Source organism: Streptococcus sp. NCTC 11567, from assembly GCF_902141215.1.
Classification (GTDB): Bacteria; Bacillota; Bacilli; order Lactobacillales; family Streptococcaceae; genus Streptococcus; species Streptococcus dysgalactiae.
This window is the reverse complement of record NZ_LR595857.1, coordinates 96,634-116,629: the sequence shown is the minus strand read 5'-3', so window position 1 is coordinate 116,629 and position 19,996 is coordinate 96,634. Positions and strand designations below refer to the sequence as shown.

The following is a 19,996-nucleotide window of genomic DNA, read 5'->3' as shown; positions in this document are numbered from 1 at the left end:
TGCTTATTTTTCGTCAGTTGTTTCAGAAACTTCTTGGGTTTCTTGAGCTTGTTTTTCACGTGCCTTCTCGAGATCGTCAACATGCATAATATCATCGTCTTCACCTTCATCAAGATCACGAAGTTCCACTTCATTATCATCCTCGTCAAGCACACGCATATCAAGACCAAGCGATTGCAATTCTTTTACAAGAACACGGAAGGATTCTGGTACACCTGGTTTTGGAATTGGCTTACCTTTAGTAATGGCTTCATAAGCTTTCAAACGTCCAGTCACATCATCTGACTTGTAAGTCAAGATTTCTTGAAGAACATTTGATGCACCGTAAGCTTCAAGGGCCCAAACCTCCATCTCACCAAAACGTTGTCCACCAAATTGAGCTTTACCTCCAAGTGGTTGTTGGGTAACAAGTGAGTATGGTCCTACCGAACGGGCATGAAGTTTATCATCAACCATGTGGTGGAGTTTAATCATGTACATGACACCAACGGATACACGATTGTCAAATGGTTCACCAGTACGTCCATCATAAAGGACCGTCTTAGCATCGCTATCCATACCAGCTTCACGAACAGTGTCCCAAAGGTCTTCTGATGAAGCCCCATCAAAGACAGGTGTTGCAATGTGAATACCAAGGTTACGAGCAGCCATACCAAGGTGAAGCTCCATAACCTGACCAATGTTCATCCGTGATGGCACCCCAAGAGGGTTCAACATGATATCAACTGGTGTTCCATCTGGAAGGTATGGCATGTCTTCAACTGGTACAATACGTGAAACGACACCCTTGTTTCCGTGACGACCGGCCATTTTATCTCCGACTTTAATCTTACGTTTTTGAGCAATGTAAACACGAACCAGCATGTTAACACCCGATTGCAATTCATCGCCGTTAGCGCGTGTAAAGATTTTCACATCACGAACGATACCATCACCACCGTGAGGGACACGAAGAGACGTATCACGAACTTCACGTGATTTATCTCCAAAGATGGCATGCAAGAGACGCTCTTCAGCAGAGAGGTCTTTTTCACCTTTAGGTGTGACTTTACCTACTAAGATGTCGCCTTCTTTAACCTCAGCACCGATACGGATAATTCCCATTTCATCAAGGTCTTTGAGGGCTTCTTCACCAACGTTTGGTACTTCGCGAGTGATTTCTTCAGGCCCAAGCTTTGTATCACGTGTTTCTGACTCAAATTCTTCCAAGTGAACAGATGTGTAGACATCTTCTTTCACAAGACGTTCACTCATGATAACAGCGTCCTCGAAGTTGTAACCTTCCCAAGTCATGTAAGCAACGACTGGGTTTTGTCCAAGGGCCATTTCACCATTTTCCATAGAAGGTCCATCAGCGATGAAATCACCTTTTTCAACAATGTCTCCTACTTTAACAAGGGTGCGTTGGTTATAGGCTGTTCCTGAGTTTGAACGACGGAATTTGGTAATGTGGTAAACATCAAGTGAGCCATCTTCACGACGAACTTCAACTTTTTCAGCATCAGAAAAGACAACTTTACCATTATGCTGAGCGATAACCGCAGCACCAGAGTCATGGGCAGCTTGATATTCCATACCAGTACCAACATATGGTGCTTTTGGATCAATCAATGGCACAGCCTGACGTTGCATGTTGGCACCCATGAGGGCACGGTTGGAGTCATCGTTTTCCAAGAAAGGAATACATGCCGTCGCAACAGCAACTACCTGTTTTGGAGAAACGTCAACGAAATCAACAACACTTGCAGAAAATTCTTGGTTATTACCTTGGTGACGACCCATAACGATTTCTTCAGCAAAAGTGCCATCTTCGTTTAATTTCGAATTGGCCTGTGCAACTGTGTACTCGTCTTCTTCATCAGCAGTCAACCAAACAATTTCGTTAGTTACCCTACCAGTCGCACGGTCAACCTTACGGTAAGGTGTTTGGATGAAACCATATTTATTAAGATGTCCAAATGAAGACAAGTTGTTAATCAAACCAATGTTTGGTCCTTCAGGCGTTTCAATCGGACACATACGGCCATAATGCGTGTAATGCACGTCACGAACCTCATAACCAGCACGGTCACGTGTCAAACCACCAGGTCCTAAGGCAGATAAACGACGTTTGTGAGACAACTCTGACAATGGGTTGTGTTGGTCCATGAACTGTGACAACTGAGAAGAACCGAAGAATTCTTTAACAGCTGCTGTGACAGGACGGATATTGATGATTTGTTGTGGTGTTAACACATCGTTGTCTTGAACAGACATACGCTCACGCACGTTACGCTCCATACGAGCAAGACCGATGCGGAACTGGTTGGCAAGCAATTCACCAACGGCACGGATACGACGGTTACCCAAGTGGTCAATATCGTCAACTTTTCCAAGACCTTCAGCAAGGTTCAAGAAGTAAGACATTTCTGCCAAAATATCAGCAGGTGTCAAGGCACGTACCTTGTCATCTGGATTGGCATTACCAACAATAGTTACCACGCGGTCAGGGTCAATTGGTGACACAACCTTGAATTTTTGAAGAACAACAGGTTCTGTAACCACCGCATAATCATTCGGAGTGTAAACAAACTTGTTCAAATCACCATCAAGGTGTTCTTCGATAGATTCAATGACGCTGCGTGTCATTTCAGTTCCAGCTTCTACCAAGATTTCGCCAGTTTCAGCATCCACAAGGTTTTCAGCAATGATTTGGTTCAAGAGACGAGTCTTGATATTAAGTTTTTTGTTCACTTTATAGCGACCAACAGCAGCCAAATCGTAACGACGAGCATCAAAGAAACGTGCAATCAATAGGCTACGAGAGCTATCTGCAGTTTTTGGCTCACCTGGACGAAGACGCTCATAAATTTCTTTGAGGGCTTCATCTGTACGAGCATCGCTTGGGTTTTTGTGGATATCTTTTTCAATGGTATTGCGAACGAGGTCACTTTCTCCAAAAATATCAACAATTTCATCATCACCTGAGAATCCAAGTGCACGAACCAAAGTTGTGAATGGAATCTTACGCGTACGGTCAATACGAGTATAGGCAATGTCTTTTGAGTCAGTTTCCAACTCCAACCAAGCACCACGGTTAGGAATCACTGTTGATCCGTAACCAACCTTACCATTTTTATCAACCTTATCGTTGAAATAAACACCAGGAGAACGAACCAACTGAGAAACGATAATACGTTCACCACCATTGATGATAAAAGTACCCATTTCCGTCATGATAGGGAAGTCACCGAAGAAAACTTCTTGTGTCTTGATTTCACCAGTTTCTTTATTGACCAAGCGAAAGGTAACAAAGATTGGTGCAGAGTAACTTGCATCGTGGATACGAGCCTCTTCAAGGGTGTATTTTGGTTCTTTGAATTCGTAACCAACAAATTCAAGTTCCATAGTATCCGTAAAGTTTGAAATAGGAAGTACATCTTCAAATACTTCTTTCAAGCCTGAATCAAGGAAATCTTGGAATGAGTCAGTTTGAATTTCAATCAAATTTGGTAAATCAAGAACTTCTTTGATTCTTGAAAAGCTACGACGTGTACGGTGTTTTCCGTATCGAACTTCATGTCCTGCCAAGTTTTTAGCTCCTTCTTCTTTTTAAGCTTTGCTGTTTCAGCAAATCGCAACTAAATGATTATTTGTCCTCGGTGTGAATTTTTAGAATCTTTAAATATGGGTTACAAACCCTATTTTTCTTAAAAATAGGCACAAAAAGAGCAGCTAAATCTGACTTTATCAGTGTGATTTAACTGCTGTTCTTCCTAGCTGGACAATATTTCAGCTAGATTGGACGACAAATAGTTACAGATATTATACACTATTTTCCGACAAAATGCAACTTAATTTTTCTTACCACCAAAACTTGCCCAAGCTTTTTGATAGTCAGCATCTGTTCCTCCGATAGCAAATCGGTAAGTCATCGCTCCCGGACCCTTTTGAGCCCATAAGCTAGTCGTCATTTCTCCTCCGACAGAGAAGGCTCGGCCATTGACCGTGACTGTTCCTGGCTGCAGACCCGTTGACTTCAAGACTGAAGCTTTGACAACTCCTGGATCAAGTGCAAAGCGTTGCCCGCCACCAAGAACATTAGGATCAGCCTGATTAATAGCATTAGCTAAATGAGCAAGGTAATTAGAGTGATTGTTATAACCTGTCATCGGTGCCAGTGAGGTATTATCATCGTGGCCTGCCCAACCTCCTAAAGTAGCCCTTGGCGTCGCCAGAACGAGCCACACATCAGTGTAATTCTCGGTTGTTCCTGTCTTACCAATCCAATCAGCATTAGCCAAACTAGGATTGATTGCTGCCAAACGGCTCTTGAAGGTTGTCGTAGCTCCTGAAGAGACTGGGCCTCGCAATAAATCTTGCAAAATAGTGGCTGTTGGTGCAGAAAAGACACGAACTGGCTTGCTTTCATGCTGGTAAACCACTGTTCCATCACTGGCAGTAATCTTGTCCACAAGGTATTGCTTTTGATACATTCCATTATTTGAAATCATTTGATAGGCATTGGTTTGTTGAGCAACAGACACTTCGATTCCTCCACCAAGCGGTAGACTTTCAATAGAATAGTCTGCAATCTTATAACCCATCTTGGTCATGTAGTCTTCAACATCAACGCCTTTTTCACGTAATAATTTCTGTGTCCAAAAGGCAGGAATATTCCAAGAGGTGTTAATCGCTTCTTGAAGAGGCATCATAGCTGTCCCCTCACTATCAGCGTGCATAATCTTTTGGCCACTCGAGTAGGTCGTTGGGTAGTTAGATAGAACGCTAGCGCTTCCCATTAACCCCTGGTCGATAGCAGGGCCGTAAGATATAACTGGTTTAATGCTAGATCCTGGAGAACGAACCGTATCAAATGCATGATTATTTTGGTTAAGAGCATAGTCTCTACCACCAATAAAACCTAGGATAGCTCCGGTTGCATTATCAGTCAAGACATTTCCCATTTGAACAGTGCCTGTCCCATCATCTAAAAGGCCACCAAATTGCGCTGCCGCTGTCTGCATAGCATTGTAAATCGGCTTATTAATAGTTGTGGTAATCGTGTAGCCACCTTGTTGCAGTTCTGTCAATGCTCTTTCTTCATATGCTGCTTTGGTTGCATCATTTTTCAAGTCACGACTAGAGACCTTGTCTCGTTTGATTAAATAGCTATACATAGCCTTTTTAGCATCTGCCAAAACCGTGTAATAGAGGTAATCGTGATTTGTAACGGTAACACTTCCTGGCTGAATAAAGTCCTTACTAATTGGGTAAGCTTTGTAATCGTCGTATTCCTTTTTCGTTAGGACACCAGTCCGATACATATTGTATAACACGTTTTGCTGACGCTTGATGCCATAAGACATGTCCTCTTCTGATTTCATTTGACCCGTTGACATGTAAGGAGAATAAACAATAGGACTCTGTGGAAGTCCCGCTAGGAAAGCTGCCTGCGGAACAGTTAAGTCCTTGGCTGACACTCCAAAAATGCCACGCGCTGCTTCTTCCACACCAGCAATATTTTGTCCCTTATTATTACGCCCAAAAGGAGAAACATTCAAATAGTTAGACAAAATATCATCCTTGGACATATAACGCTCCAAGGCAAGTGCATAGATAATTTCCTTAGATTTCCGTTTAAAGGTTGGGTCATCGCCCAATACCTGCTGTTTGACCAACTGCTGTGTCAAGGTTGAACCACCACTTGATTCACCAAACCCTAGCACTGAAGCTAACGTTGCTCGAAAAACAGCTTTTGGCACAACACCCTGGTGTCCTTGGAAATTCTCATCCTCAGTGGAGACAATAGCCTTTTTAATATTATCTGAAATAGCCTCATTCGCTACTGGTGTTCTGAGCAAATCTGTATCTAGAGTTGCAATCACGCTATTATCAGAATAGTTCATCTGTGAAATCATGGTTAAGGATTTAACTTGTTTGACTAAACTAGCTTTACTTGGGACCTTGACAGAGTCAATTTGACTAGCCAAATAGCCCAAAGCTATACCAGCTCCCATCATTCCAAAAAGAAAGATGATAATGTAAAAAAAGTTAGACATCAGTTTCAAGGTACGCAAAAGAACAGGTCCCAAATCTAAGAGACCTAACCCTTGCTCACCTTTTCTTTTTCGTTTTGTGTTCCATTTCACCATAAAATACCTCAATCTCTATTATACCAAACTTTGATAAAGCTTGCATAGCAGTAGCGTTTTTTGATATAATGATTCGAAACTATAATGAAAATGGAGAAAGCCTATGAATATTTTTGAAGAACTCAAAGCTCGTGGCTTGGTCTTTCAAACGACTGATGAACAAGCCCTTGTCAAAGCATTAACAGAAGGGCAAGTATCCTATTATACCGGTTATGATCCAACCGCTGACAGCCTTCATCTGGGCCATCTAGTGGCTATCTTAACATCTCGTCGCTTGCAATTAGCCGGGCATAAACCTTATGCATTGGTTGGTGGAGCAACAGGGCTAATTGGTGACCCTTCCTTTAAAGATGCAGAGCGCAGCCTTCAAACTAAAGAAACTGTCCTCGAATGGAGCGATAAGATTAAAGGGCAGTTGTCTACTTTCCTTGATTTCGAAAATGGAGATAATAAAGCAGAGCTCGTGAATAACTACGACTGGTTCTCTCAGATTAGCTTCATCGACTTCTTACGAGACGTTGGGAAATACTTCACCGTTAACTACATGATGAGTAAAGACTCTGTTAAAAAGCGTATCGAAACAGGCATTTCTTACACTGAGTTTGCTTACCAAATCATGCAAGGCTACGACTTTTACGAACTCAATAATAAACATAACGTGACCTTACAAATTGGCGGCTCAGACCAATGGGGCAATATGACTGCAGGAACAGAATTGCTGCGCAGAAAAGCTGATCAAACCGGTCATGTCATGACTGTACCACTCATCACCGATTCAACTGGAAAAAAATTCGGGAAATCAGAGGGTAATGCAGTCTGGCTTGATGCCGATAAGACTTCTCCTTACGAAATGTACCAATTCTGGTTAAATGTCATGGATGACGATGCGGTGCGTTTCTTGAAAATCTTCACTTTCTTATCTTTAGATGAGATTGCAGACATTGAAAGTCAATTTAACGCTGCCCGTCACGAACGTCTCGCTCAAAAAACGTTAGCCCGTGAAGTGGTTACCTTAGTTCATGGTGAAGAAGCTTATAAACAAGCCCTTAACATTACCGAGCAATTATTTGCTGGAAACATCAAAAATCTTTCTGCAAATGAATTAAAACAAGGATTGAGCAATGTACCAAATTATCACGTTCAATCAGCAGACAGCCTTAACCTTGTTGACATGCTTGTCACCGCAGGTATTTCCCCATCAAAACGCCAAGCGCGTGAAGATGTGCAAAATGGTGCCATCTATATTAATGGCGAGCGTGTTCAAGAGTTGGATTATACCTTGTCTGACACCGATAAAATCGACAACCAACTAACTGTGGTTCGCCGTGGTAAGAAAAAATACGCTGTCTTAACTTACTAAACAGCAATAACTAAAGAGCTCAGAACAGTCGTTCTAAGCTCTTATTTTTTATAGTTTTTTACGAATCAACGCCAAAAGGTTCACCACAAGGAAGATACTAATGAAAATCATCGTAATAGTTGCACTGGCTGGGGTTTCCCAATAGTAGGAAAGGAAAATGCCACAAAGCATCCCAACAAAACCGATAGCAATACCAATAAAGATAACAGATTTGAAATTTTTACCCAATCTCATGGCAATACTTGCTGGCAAAACCATAATCGTTGAAACTAAGAGTGCTCCTGCTGCCGGAATAGTCAGGGCGATGGCTACCCCTGTCACAATATTAAACAGAACAGACATCAAGCGAACAGGCAGACCATCTACAAAAGCAGTATCCTCATCAAAGGTCAAAATATACATTGGACGAATGAAAAGAATGGTCAAAACCAAAATGATCACCGCGATAGCAAATAAGGCAATGACTTGCTCCATGCTAATTGTGATAATAGACCCAAAAAGATACTGTTCCAAACTCATGTTGGAAGAACTGTTAGACTTACTCATGATAATCAAGGACAAGGCCAAACCAAGGGACATCAAAATAGCCGTCGAAATTTCCATATAGTGCTTGTAAACAACACGCAGGTATTCTAGTAAAATCGCAGCCAAAACTACCACGATAATAGTGGTGATAGTTGGTGAAATCCCAAGAACCACCCCAAAAGCTACCCCAGCTAGAGAAACGTGACTAAGAGTATCACTCATTAAACTCTGACGACGTAAAATGAGAAAAATCCCTAAAATTGGAGCAAAAATACTGATCGCCACAACAGCCATTACCGCCCGTTGCATAAAGTCATAGGACAAAATATCAAGCATGCGCATGACCTCCTTTATCATCGTCCGCTTCAACATCATGAATGTTGAAACAACGCCAAGGAAGCTTTTGATTCCTAATCAAATGAATATTGCGATCAGCATAGGACTTTACTTCTTCGGGATCATGAGTGATCATCAATACCGATTTGCCATGTTTATGCGCACTGTGGTGCATCAATTCATAGAAAGTATCAGTTGTCCCACTGTCCATTCCTGTCGTTGGCTCATCTAGCACAAAAATATCAGGGTCAGAAGCAAACATACGAGCAATAACCACACGTTGTTTTTGACCACCTGATAAACTACCAATTCTCTTATGGCGACTTTCCCACATGCCAACAGCTTCAAGACTTGCCTGAACATGTTCCTCGTCATGTTTGTTTAAGTGTCTAAACCAACCACTGCGTGGGTAGCGACCTGACTTGACAAACTCATAAACGGTAGAGGGAAAACCAGCATTAAAACTAGCCACTTGTTGTGGCAAATAAGCAATTCTTAATTTTTTACCATCTTTATTTTTCTTGGCAATGGTAACTTGACCAACTTTTGGCTTGAGAATGCCTAAGGTCGCCTTAATCAAGGTTGACTTTGCGGCACCATTTTCGCCAGTCATGGTGACAAATTCTCCACTATCTAAATGGTAAGTGATGCCTTCTAAAACTGGCTCACTCTCATATTGAAAGGAGAGATTTTCCACTGATATGTATCTCATGGACTACCCTTCTAATTCCTCCGCGAAAACTGTTAAAAACTTGTCAACCACCTCTTGTTCTTCTGCGGAGAATTTCTTCAACAAGCGGCTGTAAACATTTAAGGTTTCGTCATGATGGTGGGTATGTTCTTTAGCAATCGGTTTAGCTAATTCTGTTAGTTCAAAATAAGTCACCCTAGCATCTACAGTATCTTTAGTCCCTGCTAACATGTCTTGTTTCACCAAACTTTTAATAGCTTTGGTAACCGCTGCCTGACTGATATTTAGTTTTCTAGCCAAGTCTGTATTGGTCAGACGCTCTTGCGATAACAACATTAGAATATGTTCTTGTGTATTGGTAAGCTTGACATCGCTTTGACAGGCCCCAAACAATAATTCATGCTGATTTTCAGCCTTCATCAAAATCGCGTTTACTAAACTATCCAGTTTTTTTTCTAAAGTCCCCATAACTACCCTCTTTCATTAACCAGTTAATTATAACATGAAGCCCCCAAAGAAGCAAACCCAGCACGGATTTACAGAGTTCTCACCTTATAAACTTCCTTACAAAACCCTTTTAAACTATTGACCACTCGGTTAGCCTGCTTTTCTGTTTGACACAGGGCAAAAACCGTAGGTCCACTGCCTGTCATCAAGGCAATGTCAGCACCAGATTGCATCATTTTGTCCTTTATTTTTTGAATAAAGGGACGCTTGGCAATGGAAATATCTTCCAGAGAATTGCCCATTTCAGCCAATATGCCATTATAGTCACCCGCTTCAATCGCAGCAACCAAATTAGCAATAGACACTCTTGAAATGGTGTCACAATTAATATCCGGAAATACTGTGCGTGTCGAAATGCCAAATTCTGGTTTTACCAAAACCACCCAAGACGATAATTGACCAGCAAGTTGGCTGACCACTTCCCCTTTACCTGTCACTTGGGCACATCCTGCAACTAAACAATAAGGGACATCACTACCAATCTGCATCCCTATTTCAATCATGTCTTTCTGACTGAGGTCTAAGTGCCATAATTGATTCAAGGCTCTGATGGTTGCTGCTGCATCACTCGATCCGCCACCCATGCCAGCACAAACTGGAATGCGTTTTTCTAAAAAAAGTGACACTCCTGTTTTAATCTGAAAGCGGTCTTTCATTAACTGAGCAGCCTTATAGACATCATTGTTGTGATTAGTAGGCATTTTAGGACAATTGGATGAAAAAACAATCCTGTCCTCGTCCAAATGATCAACAGTCACATAGTCGCATAAGTCAATACTAACCATAACCATGGACAAATCATGATACCCATCTGAGCGTTTCCCCTGAATATCCAGCCCTAAATTGATTTTTGCAGGAGCTCTCTCAATGATTGTCACCATAATACTCCTTACTCTATTGTCGTTACACTAACAAATATACACAAACCTCGAGAAAAATTCAAATAAATGTATTCTTTCTAAAGCAAGCCTCCTCTCGTATTTTGAAATGATCTCATCTATCTATTCGTAAAATCACTTCTAAAAATAGACTTCTCTTAATCCCCTCTAAAAAGCAGAAGATTTCTTAATTCTAATCCTAGTAATAGTGCCTTAAATACGTTAAAATAAAGAAATAAAGTAACCAAGGAGTACACTATGTCTTCGTTTTGGAGCAAAAACCCTCGTATGCAGGCCAAAATTAACCAAATCTGTGCCTTAATTGACAAACGAGTCGCAGTTAGAAACCCCGCTATCGAAACTGCTGTTGTTGACCTCAGCACCGCAGGGGGAAAATACCTCCGTCCTGCTTTCTTCTATCTTTTCTCAGAATTTGGACAAGAAGAATCTGTGGATGAAGACAAACTGCTTAAAATTGCTACTTCACTTGAAATTCTACACATGGCAACCCTCATCCACGATGATATTATCGATGATTCGCCTCTCAGACGAGGGCAAGAAACCATTCAAAGTCAATTTGGGAAAGATGTCGCTGTTTATACTGGGGACTTACTATTCACCGTCTTTTTTGAGTTAATTTTAGAAAGCATGGCAAATACTCCTTACATGACGATAAATGCCAAAACCATGAAGAAAATTTTAATGGGTGAGCTTAACCAAATGCATCTACAATTTAATCAAGAACAAACCATCCGTAGCTATCTCCATTCTATTTCTGGTAAAACAGCAGAGCTTTTTAGACTAGCAAGTAAAGAAGGAGCGTATTTTGGAGGAGCAGATGGCAAAATTGTCGCTTTAGCTGGCAGAATCGGCTTTAATATAGGTATGGCCTTTCAGATTTTAGACGATATTTTAGACTATACCGCAGATCAGAATACCTTTAACAAACCTGTCTTGGAAGACCTAACAACAGGTGTTTATAGTTTGCCTCTCCTTTTTACGCTACAAAAAGAACCAACAAGTTTCAAACCTCTCCTTGACAAAGGCAAAGCAATCACCCTAGCAGAGCGACAGTTAGTCTCCCAAAAAGTTATAGACCTTGGTGGTATTGAAGCTTCTCGGCAACTCGCAAGACGCTTTACCGAAAAAGCTATCATTGACATCAAACAATTACCAAAAATCAAAGCTCAAAAGCAACTGCTGCAATTAACAGATCACCTGCTTAAACGTCATATCTAAGTTTTAAAACCCAAAGAAGCCTGAAACAGCACAACACGCTGTCTCAGGCTTCTTTTTTATTGTATTACCACTTGCCATCATCAATGGCTTTCAGGCGACGATACCTGTCACTGGTAGCATAGAGTTGCTTTGGAGTTCCTACCATTTCAAGTTTACCACCTTCTAAGAAAATCACACGATCAGCATGTTCAATCCCTTTCAAATGATGGGTAATCCAAATTAAGGTCTTGCCTTCCAAAGCTTCCATAAAGGTGGCTAACAAGTTTTTTTCCGTAATGGAATCTAGCCCAACAGTTGGTTCATCCAATATAACAACTGGGCTTTCTTGCAGTAAAATACGAGCCAAAGCCAAGCGGTGTCTTTCCCCGCCTGAAAAACGCAAGCCTGCTTCATCAACCATAGTGTTCAAGCCATCTGGTAACTGCTCTACCATTTTACGCAGGCCAACACGGTCTAAAACCTCCCAAACCTGAGATAAGCTGGCATCTTCATTTCCCAAACGCAAGTTATTAAGCAGTGTTGTGTTGAAGAGATAAGGAGCCTGTTGGATAACACCAATATATTCAGCAACCTGATCACCTAATTGGGTCACAGGAACACCTCCTAACAAGATTTGGCCTTCTTCAGCAAGCAAATCACCACGTAAAAGGGTCGCTAAAGTGCTTTTCCCAGAGCCGCTACGACCTAGAATAGCTAATTTCTCACCAGTCTTAATGTCCAGACTAAAGTGATCCAAGACTTTTTTCTCCTCTGACCCATAACGAAATGTCAGATTCTCAATATGAAAATCAAGAGGTACCCGAGGTGATAAAGCTTGTGTTTCGCTTTCTTTCGGGTGAGGTAGGTCATTGAGACGACTAATTGAGTCAGCGTAGACATTGGTCTCTTGACTTGCTACCGATAAACCAGCAAAGGCATCCACCAAAGGAAAGACAGATAAGACAAACGCCGCAATCCAATTGGCTTGGCCTCCATGATTCCCAGAGAAGGTCATTGAGGTCCAAATAATGGTTAAGACCACTAGAAGTCCAAATACCAGTTCAAACAACAAACTTCGTACATGATGAAAATGACGCATTTGTTGCTGCACGGCTTGTAAGTCTGCTTGAGAAGCCTCATGCAACTGCACATAATCCTGTCCCCGTTGGCTAAAAATCCAATCAGAAATCCCCATGACATTATCAGTTAGGTCTGTATACAGTGCATTCTTCAAAGCCTTTTCCCGCTTTTGCCTAGCTCCATTAACCACCACAGACCACAAAGGAAATAGCACTAAAATAATTAAAAAATAGAGCACCATCATAATGGCAAAGAAAGGAGAGAAAAATCCAAGTCCAATAATAATAGCAAAATAGAGCAACCAAGCAATAATGGTTGGAAAAATCGTTCGTAAGTAGAGGTTCTGAAGGTGATTAATGTCTTCAGCCAGTAACCCCATCACATCTCCCAAGCGATAATCACGCTTCATAAAAACAGCATCCTGTTCAATAGCTTCATAAAGCTTTAAACGAAGATTAGAGGTCATTTTTAACACCCAGTTATGGCTTGTCAAACGTTCCAAATACCTGAAGACAGGACGTCCTATTCCAAAGGCACGGGTCAAAACAATGGGAATGTAAACCAACAAAATATTAGTCGGCAAAGAAGCCGATTTGCTAATTAAAAAGCCAGAGTTAAACATCAAAGCCGCAGCTGAAAAGAAAGTACAAAATCCTAAAAACAGGGCTAAAACCAGTGGGATTCGGTATTGTTTCAAATAGGGTTTTACCCAGTCATCATGTTTCAGGGCATCTCGTAAGGGAATTTTCATCACACATCACCTCCCATAGCTGCTGTCAACTGATACAATTTGCCTTTTTGAGCAATAAGGCTATTATAATCTCCCATTTCAACCAAGCGACCGTCTTCAAGCACTAAAATCACATCCATCTGATTAAGCCAGTGCAACCGATGTGTTGCAAAAAAGACTAAACGATTTTCCATTAAAGGAATCATTTTTTCTTTCAGTTCTAGTTCTGTCTCAATATCAAGGTGGGCAGTTGGTTCATCAAAAATCATAACGCGACGATTCTTATCTAAAAAAGCACGCGCTAGGGCAATCCGTTGTGCCTGACCACCACTTAGAGGCCTTGCCCCATTTCCGATGCGTGTGTCCAAACCGTCTGGCAATGCTGTTACCAATTCTTCCAAACCAACCACACGAATAGCTTCCCAGACTTCCTGATCACTGGCATCTGGTGTGTAAAAGGTTATGTTGTTTCTCAGACTGGTTTCAAAAACATATGGATTTTGAGGAATATACAATAACTGCTGACGCCAAGCCTCCTGATCTAGATTATCAAGCACTTGGTCTCCCAAACGAATTTGACCAGCACTCGTTTCTAAAAAACCACTCAAGAGATTAATCAGACTCGTTTTTCCTGAACCGCTCATCCCAATAATGCCAACCTTTTGAAAACCACTGACAGCAAAATAAGTTCCTGCAAGTAAACCTTTATCCCCATACTGAATAGCAATATTATCTAAGACCAATTGACTGTCGGCACTCCATCTTGGAAGCTCTAGTTGCGCCTTACGATGACTTGGACGATTAAGAATCTTCTGAATAGCCTGAAAAGCATTTTTACCATCTAAAGTCGCATGGTAATCACTAGAAAAATCACGCACTGGTAAAAAATATTCTGGTGACAAAATCAGCACCGTCAAGGCTGGAAAGAGTAAGATTTCTCCTTTAATCAAACGAAGTCCCAAAAGGACAGCAACAATGGCAATCGACAAGGTTGAGAAAAAATCCAAGGCAAAAGTAGATAAAATCCCAATCCGTAAACTACTCATGGTTGCCTTACGAAAAGCTTCACTGCTACGATAAATGCTTTTGCCATAACGCTTACTAATACCAAAAAATGTCAAGGTATCAATGCCTCGCAACGAATCCAAAAAATGATTAGACAAACGTTGATAAGAAGCATACTGGCGATCAGCCTTTGCCTGCGCTGCAAATCCTAAAATAATCATAAAAATAATGATCAAAGGAAAGACTAGCAACAAGACCAAGCCAGATTCCCAATCTAAATAAAAAACAACTGCCAAAATAAACCAAGGAATGATACTCATGTTGATCATCTTACTCAAAATTAGATGGAGGTAGTTTTCGACTAACCCAATACCATCAAGTGCCATAGTAATCACATTTCCAGTACCCTCTTCCTGAACAATTCGAGGACCAAGCTCAAATAATTTCCCGAGCAACTGTTTCCTTAACTGACTAGATTCTCGTCTGGCAAAATGGTCCAAACGATTATCTTTAATATAAGTAATGACGTGCCTTCCCATATACGATAATAAGAATAGACAAACTGCAGGCCATTGAACTGACAAAGTATCCCCCTGCCACAAACCCGTAATGGTACGACTTAAAAAATAAGCTTGTCCGATAATAAAGATTGCCTGAAGAACATCCAGCCCCACAAGCAATCCCATAATCTTATGAATACCTGACAAGCGCATCACCGCTTTATCTAGCATTATTTGTCTCCTGTCACAATCACTGGAAGGCTAATACGTTTTCTAAAAATGTAGTAAGCCCAAACAGTATAGGCCAAAACAAATGGCACTAAGCTAATCGCCACAATAGACATGATTTTTAGAGTATAAGGTGACGATGACGCATTTTGAATCAACAAATCGTATTTTGAACTAATGGAGCTAATCATTACCCTTGGGAAAAGTCCTTGGAATAAGAGCGCGACCAAAGCAACAAAGGTCAGCCCACTTGCTATAAAAGCAGACATTTCATGTTGCTTAAAGACACTAGCATGCGCAAAAAGGGACAAAGCCACAATCACGACCAATAAAACTAGTGTTCCTAAAGCATGTTGGCTAAAGAAATCTGTTTTGAGGAACAAAAGAAGGGCAAAAACAAGCAAGCCAAGGTACAAGACCCAGTATAAAAAGGCTGCATAATTACGAGCCCGATCCCTAACAGGACCGGTCGTTTTTAAGCTGATGTAATTCAAACCATGCAAGTAAGATAAGAGTAACACAGCCACCCCACCAACAAGGGAAAAGAGATTAATATAATCCCCAAAGTGAGCCATCATATTTCCTTTAGCATCAAGAGGTACACCCTGAATCAAACTAATAAACATAACCCCAAAGAAGAAGGGAACAAGGGCTGACCCAATGGTTAAGGTCCAATTCCAAATGTTTTTTTGCTCCGCTGGAACCTTGTGTCTAAATTCAAAGGAAACTCCGCGAATAATCAAACCACACAAAATGGTTAGTAGAACCAGGTAATAGCCACTAAATAATGAGGCATACCAATAAGGGAATGAGGCAAACATAGCACCACCTGCCGTTAACAACCAGACTTCATTACCATCCCATACAGGGCCGATAGTTTCAACAATCTGATCTTTTTCATGCTCATTATGGGCTAAGGTTTGCACAGCCATCCCAACGCCAAAGTCAAAACCTTCTAAGAAGAAAAATCCTGCAAACAAGAGGCCGATAAGAAAGAACCAAAAGAATTGTAACGCCGTCATTTAATATGCCCCCTTCTCAAATGGATCAATAGAAGATTGACTGGCTACGGATAAGTGCGCCTCTTCGTGTTCAGGACCTTTATGCAATTCTCGAATCACTAAACTTACCATCATCGCACCAAGTCCACTAAATAAGACAAAATAAACACTATTTGATATTAAGAGTGATGCCACAGAAACATTAGGTGACACACTATCTTTAATCGTAAACAAGCCATAAACAGTCCAAGGATAACGCCCTTGCTCGGTAATAATCCAACCAAGTGTATTAGCAATAAATGGCGCAAATGTCGTCAGTGCCATAATGCGTAACAGCCACTTGTGCTGATAAAGCACTGGCTTTTTCTTTCGTGTCAAGAATAAACCAAGTACAGATACTCCAAGCATCAACATCCCAAAACCAGCCATCAATCGAAAGCTGTAAAACAAGAGATTAACCATAGGGAAATAGTTACGTTCCCCGTACTTCTTAACCAAATCCTTATTAGCGGTATTCATTCCAGGAACTGCACCTGATGGCTTGCCATAAGATAAAATACTTAGCATGTAAGGCACTTTAATGCCAAACACTTGCTTTTTATCGGCTTCATTAGCCCAGGCAACCACTGTCCAAGCAGCCGGATCACCTGAATCTTCATAGTCCCCTTCCATAGCAGCAAATTTCATGGGTTGCTCATGGAGTAAAGCTTTCATTTGCAAGTCCCCTGCCCCCATAACTGCCAAAGAGCCAAAAAGGGAAATAACTAGCCCAATACGAATAGATTTCTTGTAAAGAGAAACTGTTGTTTCTTTTAGCGTCTCTTTTTTCAATAATTTGAAAGCTGACATCCCTGCAACCAAGATACCACCCATGGTAATAGCACCAGTAATCACATGGCTGTACTCATAGAAAAACTGGGGATTGGTAATCAACGCAAAGAAGTCTGTCATTTGAGCACGACCATTTTCAATGGTATAACCAACAGGATGTTGCATAAAGCTATTAGCAATCAAAATCCACATCGCAGACATCAAAGAGCCAAAAACAACCAACCAGATAAAACTCAAATGGACTTTCTTACTGACTTTTTGATTATCCCAAGTAAACATCCATAACCCTAAGAAGGTTGATTCCATAAAGAAAGCCAATAACGCTTCGACTGCAAGGGGAGCACCAAAAATATCCCCCACAAAACGTGAGTAGTCTGACCAGTTCATTCCAAACTGAAATTCCTGAATAATCCCCGTTACAACTCCAACTGCAAAACTCAAGAGCATCATGTTACCCCAAAATTTTGTCAACTTTTTGTAGTCTTCATTTTTAGTGACCACATAACACGTTTCTAAAATAGCAATAATTAAACACATTCCAATAGAAAAAGGAACAAAGAAAAAGTGAAAAATAGTTGTCATTGCAAATTGAAAACGTGCCAACGCCTCAATAGTCATAAATTTCCTCCAGTTTCAAATCGGCTTAGACCGACACAACCTATTAATAATTTGTTACCTACATTGCTACCCCATATGGATATTGCTAGCCGCAGAGCAGACTATCTTATTAATGATACAAGTCAAAACGACCCTTCGCCAATAGCTCCTTTAAGCCTCCAATATCTAAAAGGGATTTGTTCATAATACTCTTTTTGATAACAGAAGCAGGATAAGACTTAACTGGCAATTTACCGACCAAACCAAAGGCACGTGTATTCCCTACCGATGCCACTGTTCCCAAAGGTTGATAGCTAAAGTCTTCTGTCGCTTCCCCTCTTAATTGGTGAAGCACATTTTTGGCTGCATGTGTTCCCATGCGTGTTGCAATTTGTGCAGTTGTTGGGAACGGACGATTACAAGACGTGTCCATAAAGGCTGATACATCTCCAATCACATAAACATTATCATGTTCAGGATCACGCAAATCATTTCCCACAACCACACGACCGCGACGCTGGTTAAACCCTGACTGCCCCATTACTGGACTACCACTCACACCTGTGGTCCAAACAATTGTCCCGGCAGCAAGAGACTGTAAAGCCATATCTTCAGAATCAACCGCATATAAGACATGACCGGGTTGAATTTCTTTAATCGTGCAGCCAAGCATCAACTTCACACCGAGTTTCTTTAATAAATTAACACCATGCTGAGCAAGAGCGTCATCAAACATTGGTAGAATACGATTAGCTGCTTCTACACAAATAATCTCAATCTGCTCAGGAGCAACACCAGCAAGTTTTGCATAGCGTTGGCGTTCATCCACAAAGGCACCTGCCAATTCAATTCCTGTAAACCCAGCTCCGCAAATCAACAGACGAAGAGATGTCTCATCTTTAGTCTCACGGTAACTAGCCATCGTTTTTAAAATATGCTCATGAACAGCTTCAGCCGTCTCAATATTAACCATCTGAAGCGCATTTTCTTGTGCCCCAGGAATACCAAACGTTTCTGATGTAAAGCCCAATGACACAATCAAATAGTCATAAGTCAAGGTTCCATTTTCCTTCATAGTTACCGTCTGAGCCTCACGATTAACTTGAACCACTTCATCTTGTAAAAAAGTCACCTTATCAGGATTAATAACATCCAAAATCGGATAAGAAATTTTCTCCTTCGAATGGGATCCTGCCGCCACCTCATGAAGTTCTGTCGCCTCATAATGATAACTATTACGATCAATCAAGGTAATATGGAAATCATCTTTTTGTTTTTGTAATTGTCGTACTGCTTTTAAGCCAGCATAGCCTGCGCCTAAAACTAAAACTTCTTGCATTGTTACATGTCTCCTCATAAAATAATACCGATAACGTAAGTCAAGGCTTGTAAAGTAGAACCCAAAGCCAAAATACGAATCGCACAGCTAAATGTCTCTTTTTTAATTTGTTTCAACCACAATAGCTTGGTCTGTTTATAGATAAAAGGAATCAATAACAAGGTCAATAAAATAGTAGCTGGAGCAAGTCCAAAAAGAAATTCTAACACAATCGCACAAAGAGCCAAAATATTGCTTAGAGAAAATAATATTAAGCCCCCTCTAGTTCCCGTGTAGTGGACTAAAGTAAAGCGATGATTACGTTCATCCTCTTCCTTATCACAGAGGTTATTAGCCAACATCAAGTTAGCAATCCATAAAGTATTAGGAAGAGAAACCAAAAAAATACTAGCTAAGCGCTGCCAATCCCAACTAAATTGTTGATAAGTGTTCAAATAAACACAGATTAAGGTAATCATGAAGCCCATAGTAAAGCCTGAAAAAACCTCACCTAAAGGTAAACTAGACAGGGGTCTTGGCCCTGCAGAATACAAAATACCTACAGCATAGCAAAAACCACCCATCAGTAGCAAAGGCCATCCCACCAACCAAGCTAGTGCAAAACCAATCACAACAGAAACCACAAACAAAACAAGCATCAGCCTCCTGACAATCGTCAAAGAAAGCTTCTCCCTACCAATAATATTGGTTTCTCGTTGATAATGACTATCATGTGCATGCAAGTAATCATTATAATTATCCCAAACATCCACAAACATGTTGAATAACAGCATGGAACTAAAAAACAAGAACACCAACCAAGGATGAATAGTTCCGTAATAGTAGTAACTAAAACAAAGACCAATAAGGAAGGGAAGAATACTAGCCGTTTTTGCTTTGATTTCAACTAATTCCAAGAAAACAGGAATCGTCATGAGAACCCCCTATGTCACACAAAATCTCTAACATTACTATTATAGAGGAAAAGAAAGCAATTGCAAATAAATTGAATTAAATTGTTTCACAATAATAGAAAAATAATAAAATATTTAATTAA

General features: G+C 40.8%; 14 protein-coding genes. 2 read left to right on the top strand and 12 right to left on the bottom strand.

The features are described from left to right. Positions 1–3: 3 nt before the first annotated feature. A complete protein-coding gene (gene rpoB, locus FQT67_RS00710) occupies positions 4–3,570 on the bottom strand; it encodes a DNA-directed RNA polymerase subunit beta (RefSeq protein WP_046177413.1) in 3,567 nt (1,188 codons plus the stop codon). Positions 3,571–3,833: 263 nt separating this feature from the next. Continuing rightward, positions 3,834–6,134, bottom strand: coding sequence for a penicillin-binding protein PBP1B (gene pbp1b, locus FQT67_RS00705; RefSeq protein ID WP_046177412.1), 2,301 nt, complete (start codon positions 6,132–6,134; stop codon positions 3,834–3,836). Between the two features lie 103 nt (positions 6,135–6,237). On the opposite strand from pbp1b, the gene tyrS reads away from it, so the two are divergent. Then, positions 6,238–7,494 carry a tyrosine--tRNA ligase gene (gene tyrS, locus FQT67_RS00700; protein ID WP_046177411.1) on the top strand — a complete coding sequence of 419 codons (1,257 nt, stop codon included), beginning with the start codon at positions 6,238–6,240 and terminating at the stop codon, positions 7,492–7,494. Positions 7,495–7,542: 48 nt separating this feature from the next. Here the strand turns inward: tyrS and FQT67_RS00695 are convergent, their stop codons facing one another. From FQT67_RS00695 to ispE, 4 genes are all read right to left on the bottom strand, one after another. Continuing rightward, positions 7,543–8,355: a metal ABC transporter permease gene (locus tag FQT67_RS00695; protein WP_003055293.1), complete on the bottom strand. Its 813-nt coding sequence runs from the start codon at positions 8,353–8,355 to the stop codon at positions 7,543–7,545. Next, positions 8,348–9,067 (bottom strand): metal ABC transporter ATP-binding protein, encoded by a 720-nt coding sequence (locus tag FQT67_RS00690; RefSeq protein WP_003055271.1) that lies wholly within the window; start codon positions 9,065–9,067, stop codon positions 8,348–8,350. The genes FQT67_RS00695 and FQT67_RS00690 overlap by 8 nt, the downstream gene beginning before the upstream one ends. A 3-nt stretch (positions 9,068–9,070) precedes the next feature. Beyond that, positions 9,071–9,514 (bottom strand): zinc-dependent MarR family transcriptional regulator, encoded by a 444-nt coding sequence (locus tag FQT67_RS00685; RefSeq protein ID WP_012766439.1) that lies wholly within the window; start codon positions 9,512–9,514, stop codon positions 9,071–9,073. 68 nt (positions 9,515–9,582) lie between these two features. Further along, complete coding sequence (gene ispE / locus FQT67_RS00680; RefSeq protein WP_003061506.1) at positions 9,583–10,434, bottom strand: 4-(cytidine 5'-diphospho)-2-C-methyl-D-erythritol kinase; 852 nt, start codon at positions 10,432–10,434, stop codon at positions 9,583–9,585. Positions 10,435–10,689: 255 nt separating this feature from the next. Between ispE and FQT67_RS00675 the strand changes: the two genes are divergently transcribed. Next, complete coding sequence (locus tag FQT67_RS00675; RefSeq protein ID WP_003055296.1) at positions 10,690–11,670, top strand: polyprenyl synthetase family protein; 981 nt, start codon at positions 10,690–10,692, stop codon at positions 11,668–11,670. A gap of 64 nt (positions 11,671–11,734) precedes the next feature. Here FQT67_RS00675 and cydC read toward each other — a convergent pair whose 3' ends face one another. From cydC to FQT67_RS00645, 6 genes are all read right to left on the bottom strand, one after another. Then, complete coding sequence (gene cydC, locus FQT67_RS00670; RefSeq protein WP_046177410.1) at positions 11,735–13,483, bottom strand: thiol reductant ABC exporter subunit CydC; 1,749 nt, start codon at positions 13,481–13,483, stop codon at positions 11,735–11,737. Further along, the gene (gene cydD, locus FQT67_RS00665; RefSeq protein WP_046177409.1) at positions 13,480–15,195 is read right to left on the bottom strand and encodes a thiol reductant ABC exporter subunit CydD; all 1,716 of its coding nucleotides are present in this window, start codon (positions 15,193–15,195) and stop codon (positions 13,480–13,482) included. The genes cydC and cydD overlap by 4 nt, the downstream gene beginning before the upstream one ends. Continuing rightward, the gene (gene cydB, locus FQT67_RS00660; RefSeq protein ID WP_003062239.1) at positions 15,195–16,214 is read right to left on the bottom strand and encodes a cytochrome d ubiquinol oxidase subunit II; all 1,020 of its coding nucleotides are present in this window, start codon (positions 16,212–16,214) and stop codon (positions 15,195–15,197) included. The genes cydD and cydB overlap by 1 nt, the downstream gene beginning before the upstream one ends. Then, entirely contained in the window at positions 16,215–17,642 is a 1,428-nt protein-coding gene (locus FQT67_RS00655; RefSeq protein ID WP_046177408.1) for a cytochrome ubiquinol oxidase subunit I, read from the bottom strand. It abuts the gene before it with no gap. Positions 17,643–17,751: 109 nt separating this feature from the next. Continuing rightward, the gene (locus FQT67_RS00650; protein ID WP_003060964.1) at positions 17,752–18,960 is read right to left on the bottom strand and encodes an NAD(P)/FAD-dependent oxidoreductase; all 1,209 of its coding nucleotides are present in this window, start codon (positions 18,958–18,960) and stop codon (positions 17,752–17,754) included. A 14-nt stretch (positions 18,961–18,974) separates the two neighbouring features. Then, a complete protein-coding gene (locus tag FQT67_RS00645) occupies positions 18,975–19,874 on the bottom strand; it encodes a prenyltransferase (RefSeq protein WP_003058398.1) in 900 nt (299 codons plus the stop codon). Positions 19,875–19,996: the final 122 nt, after the last annotated feature.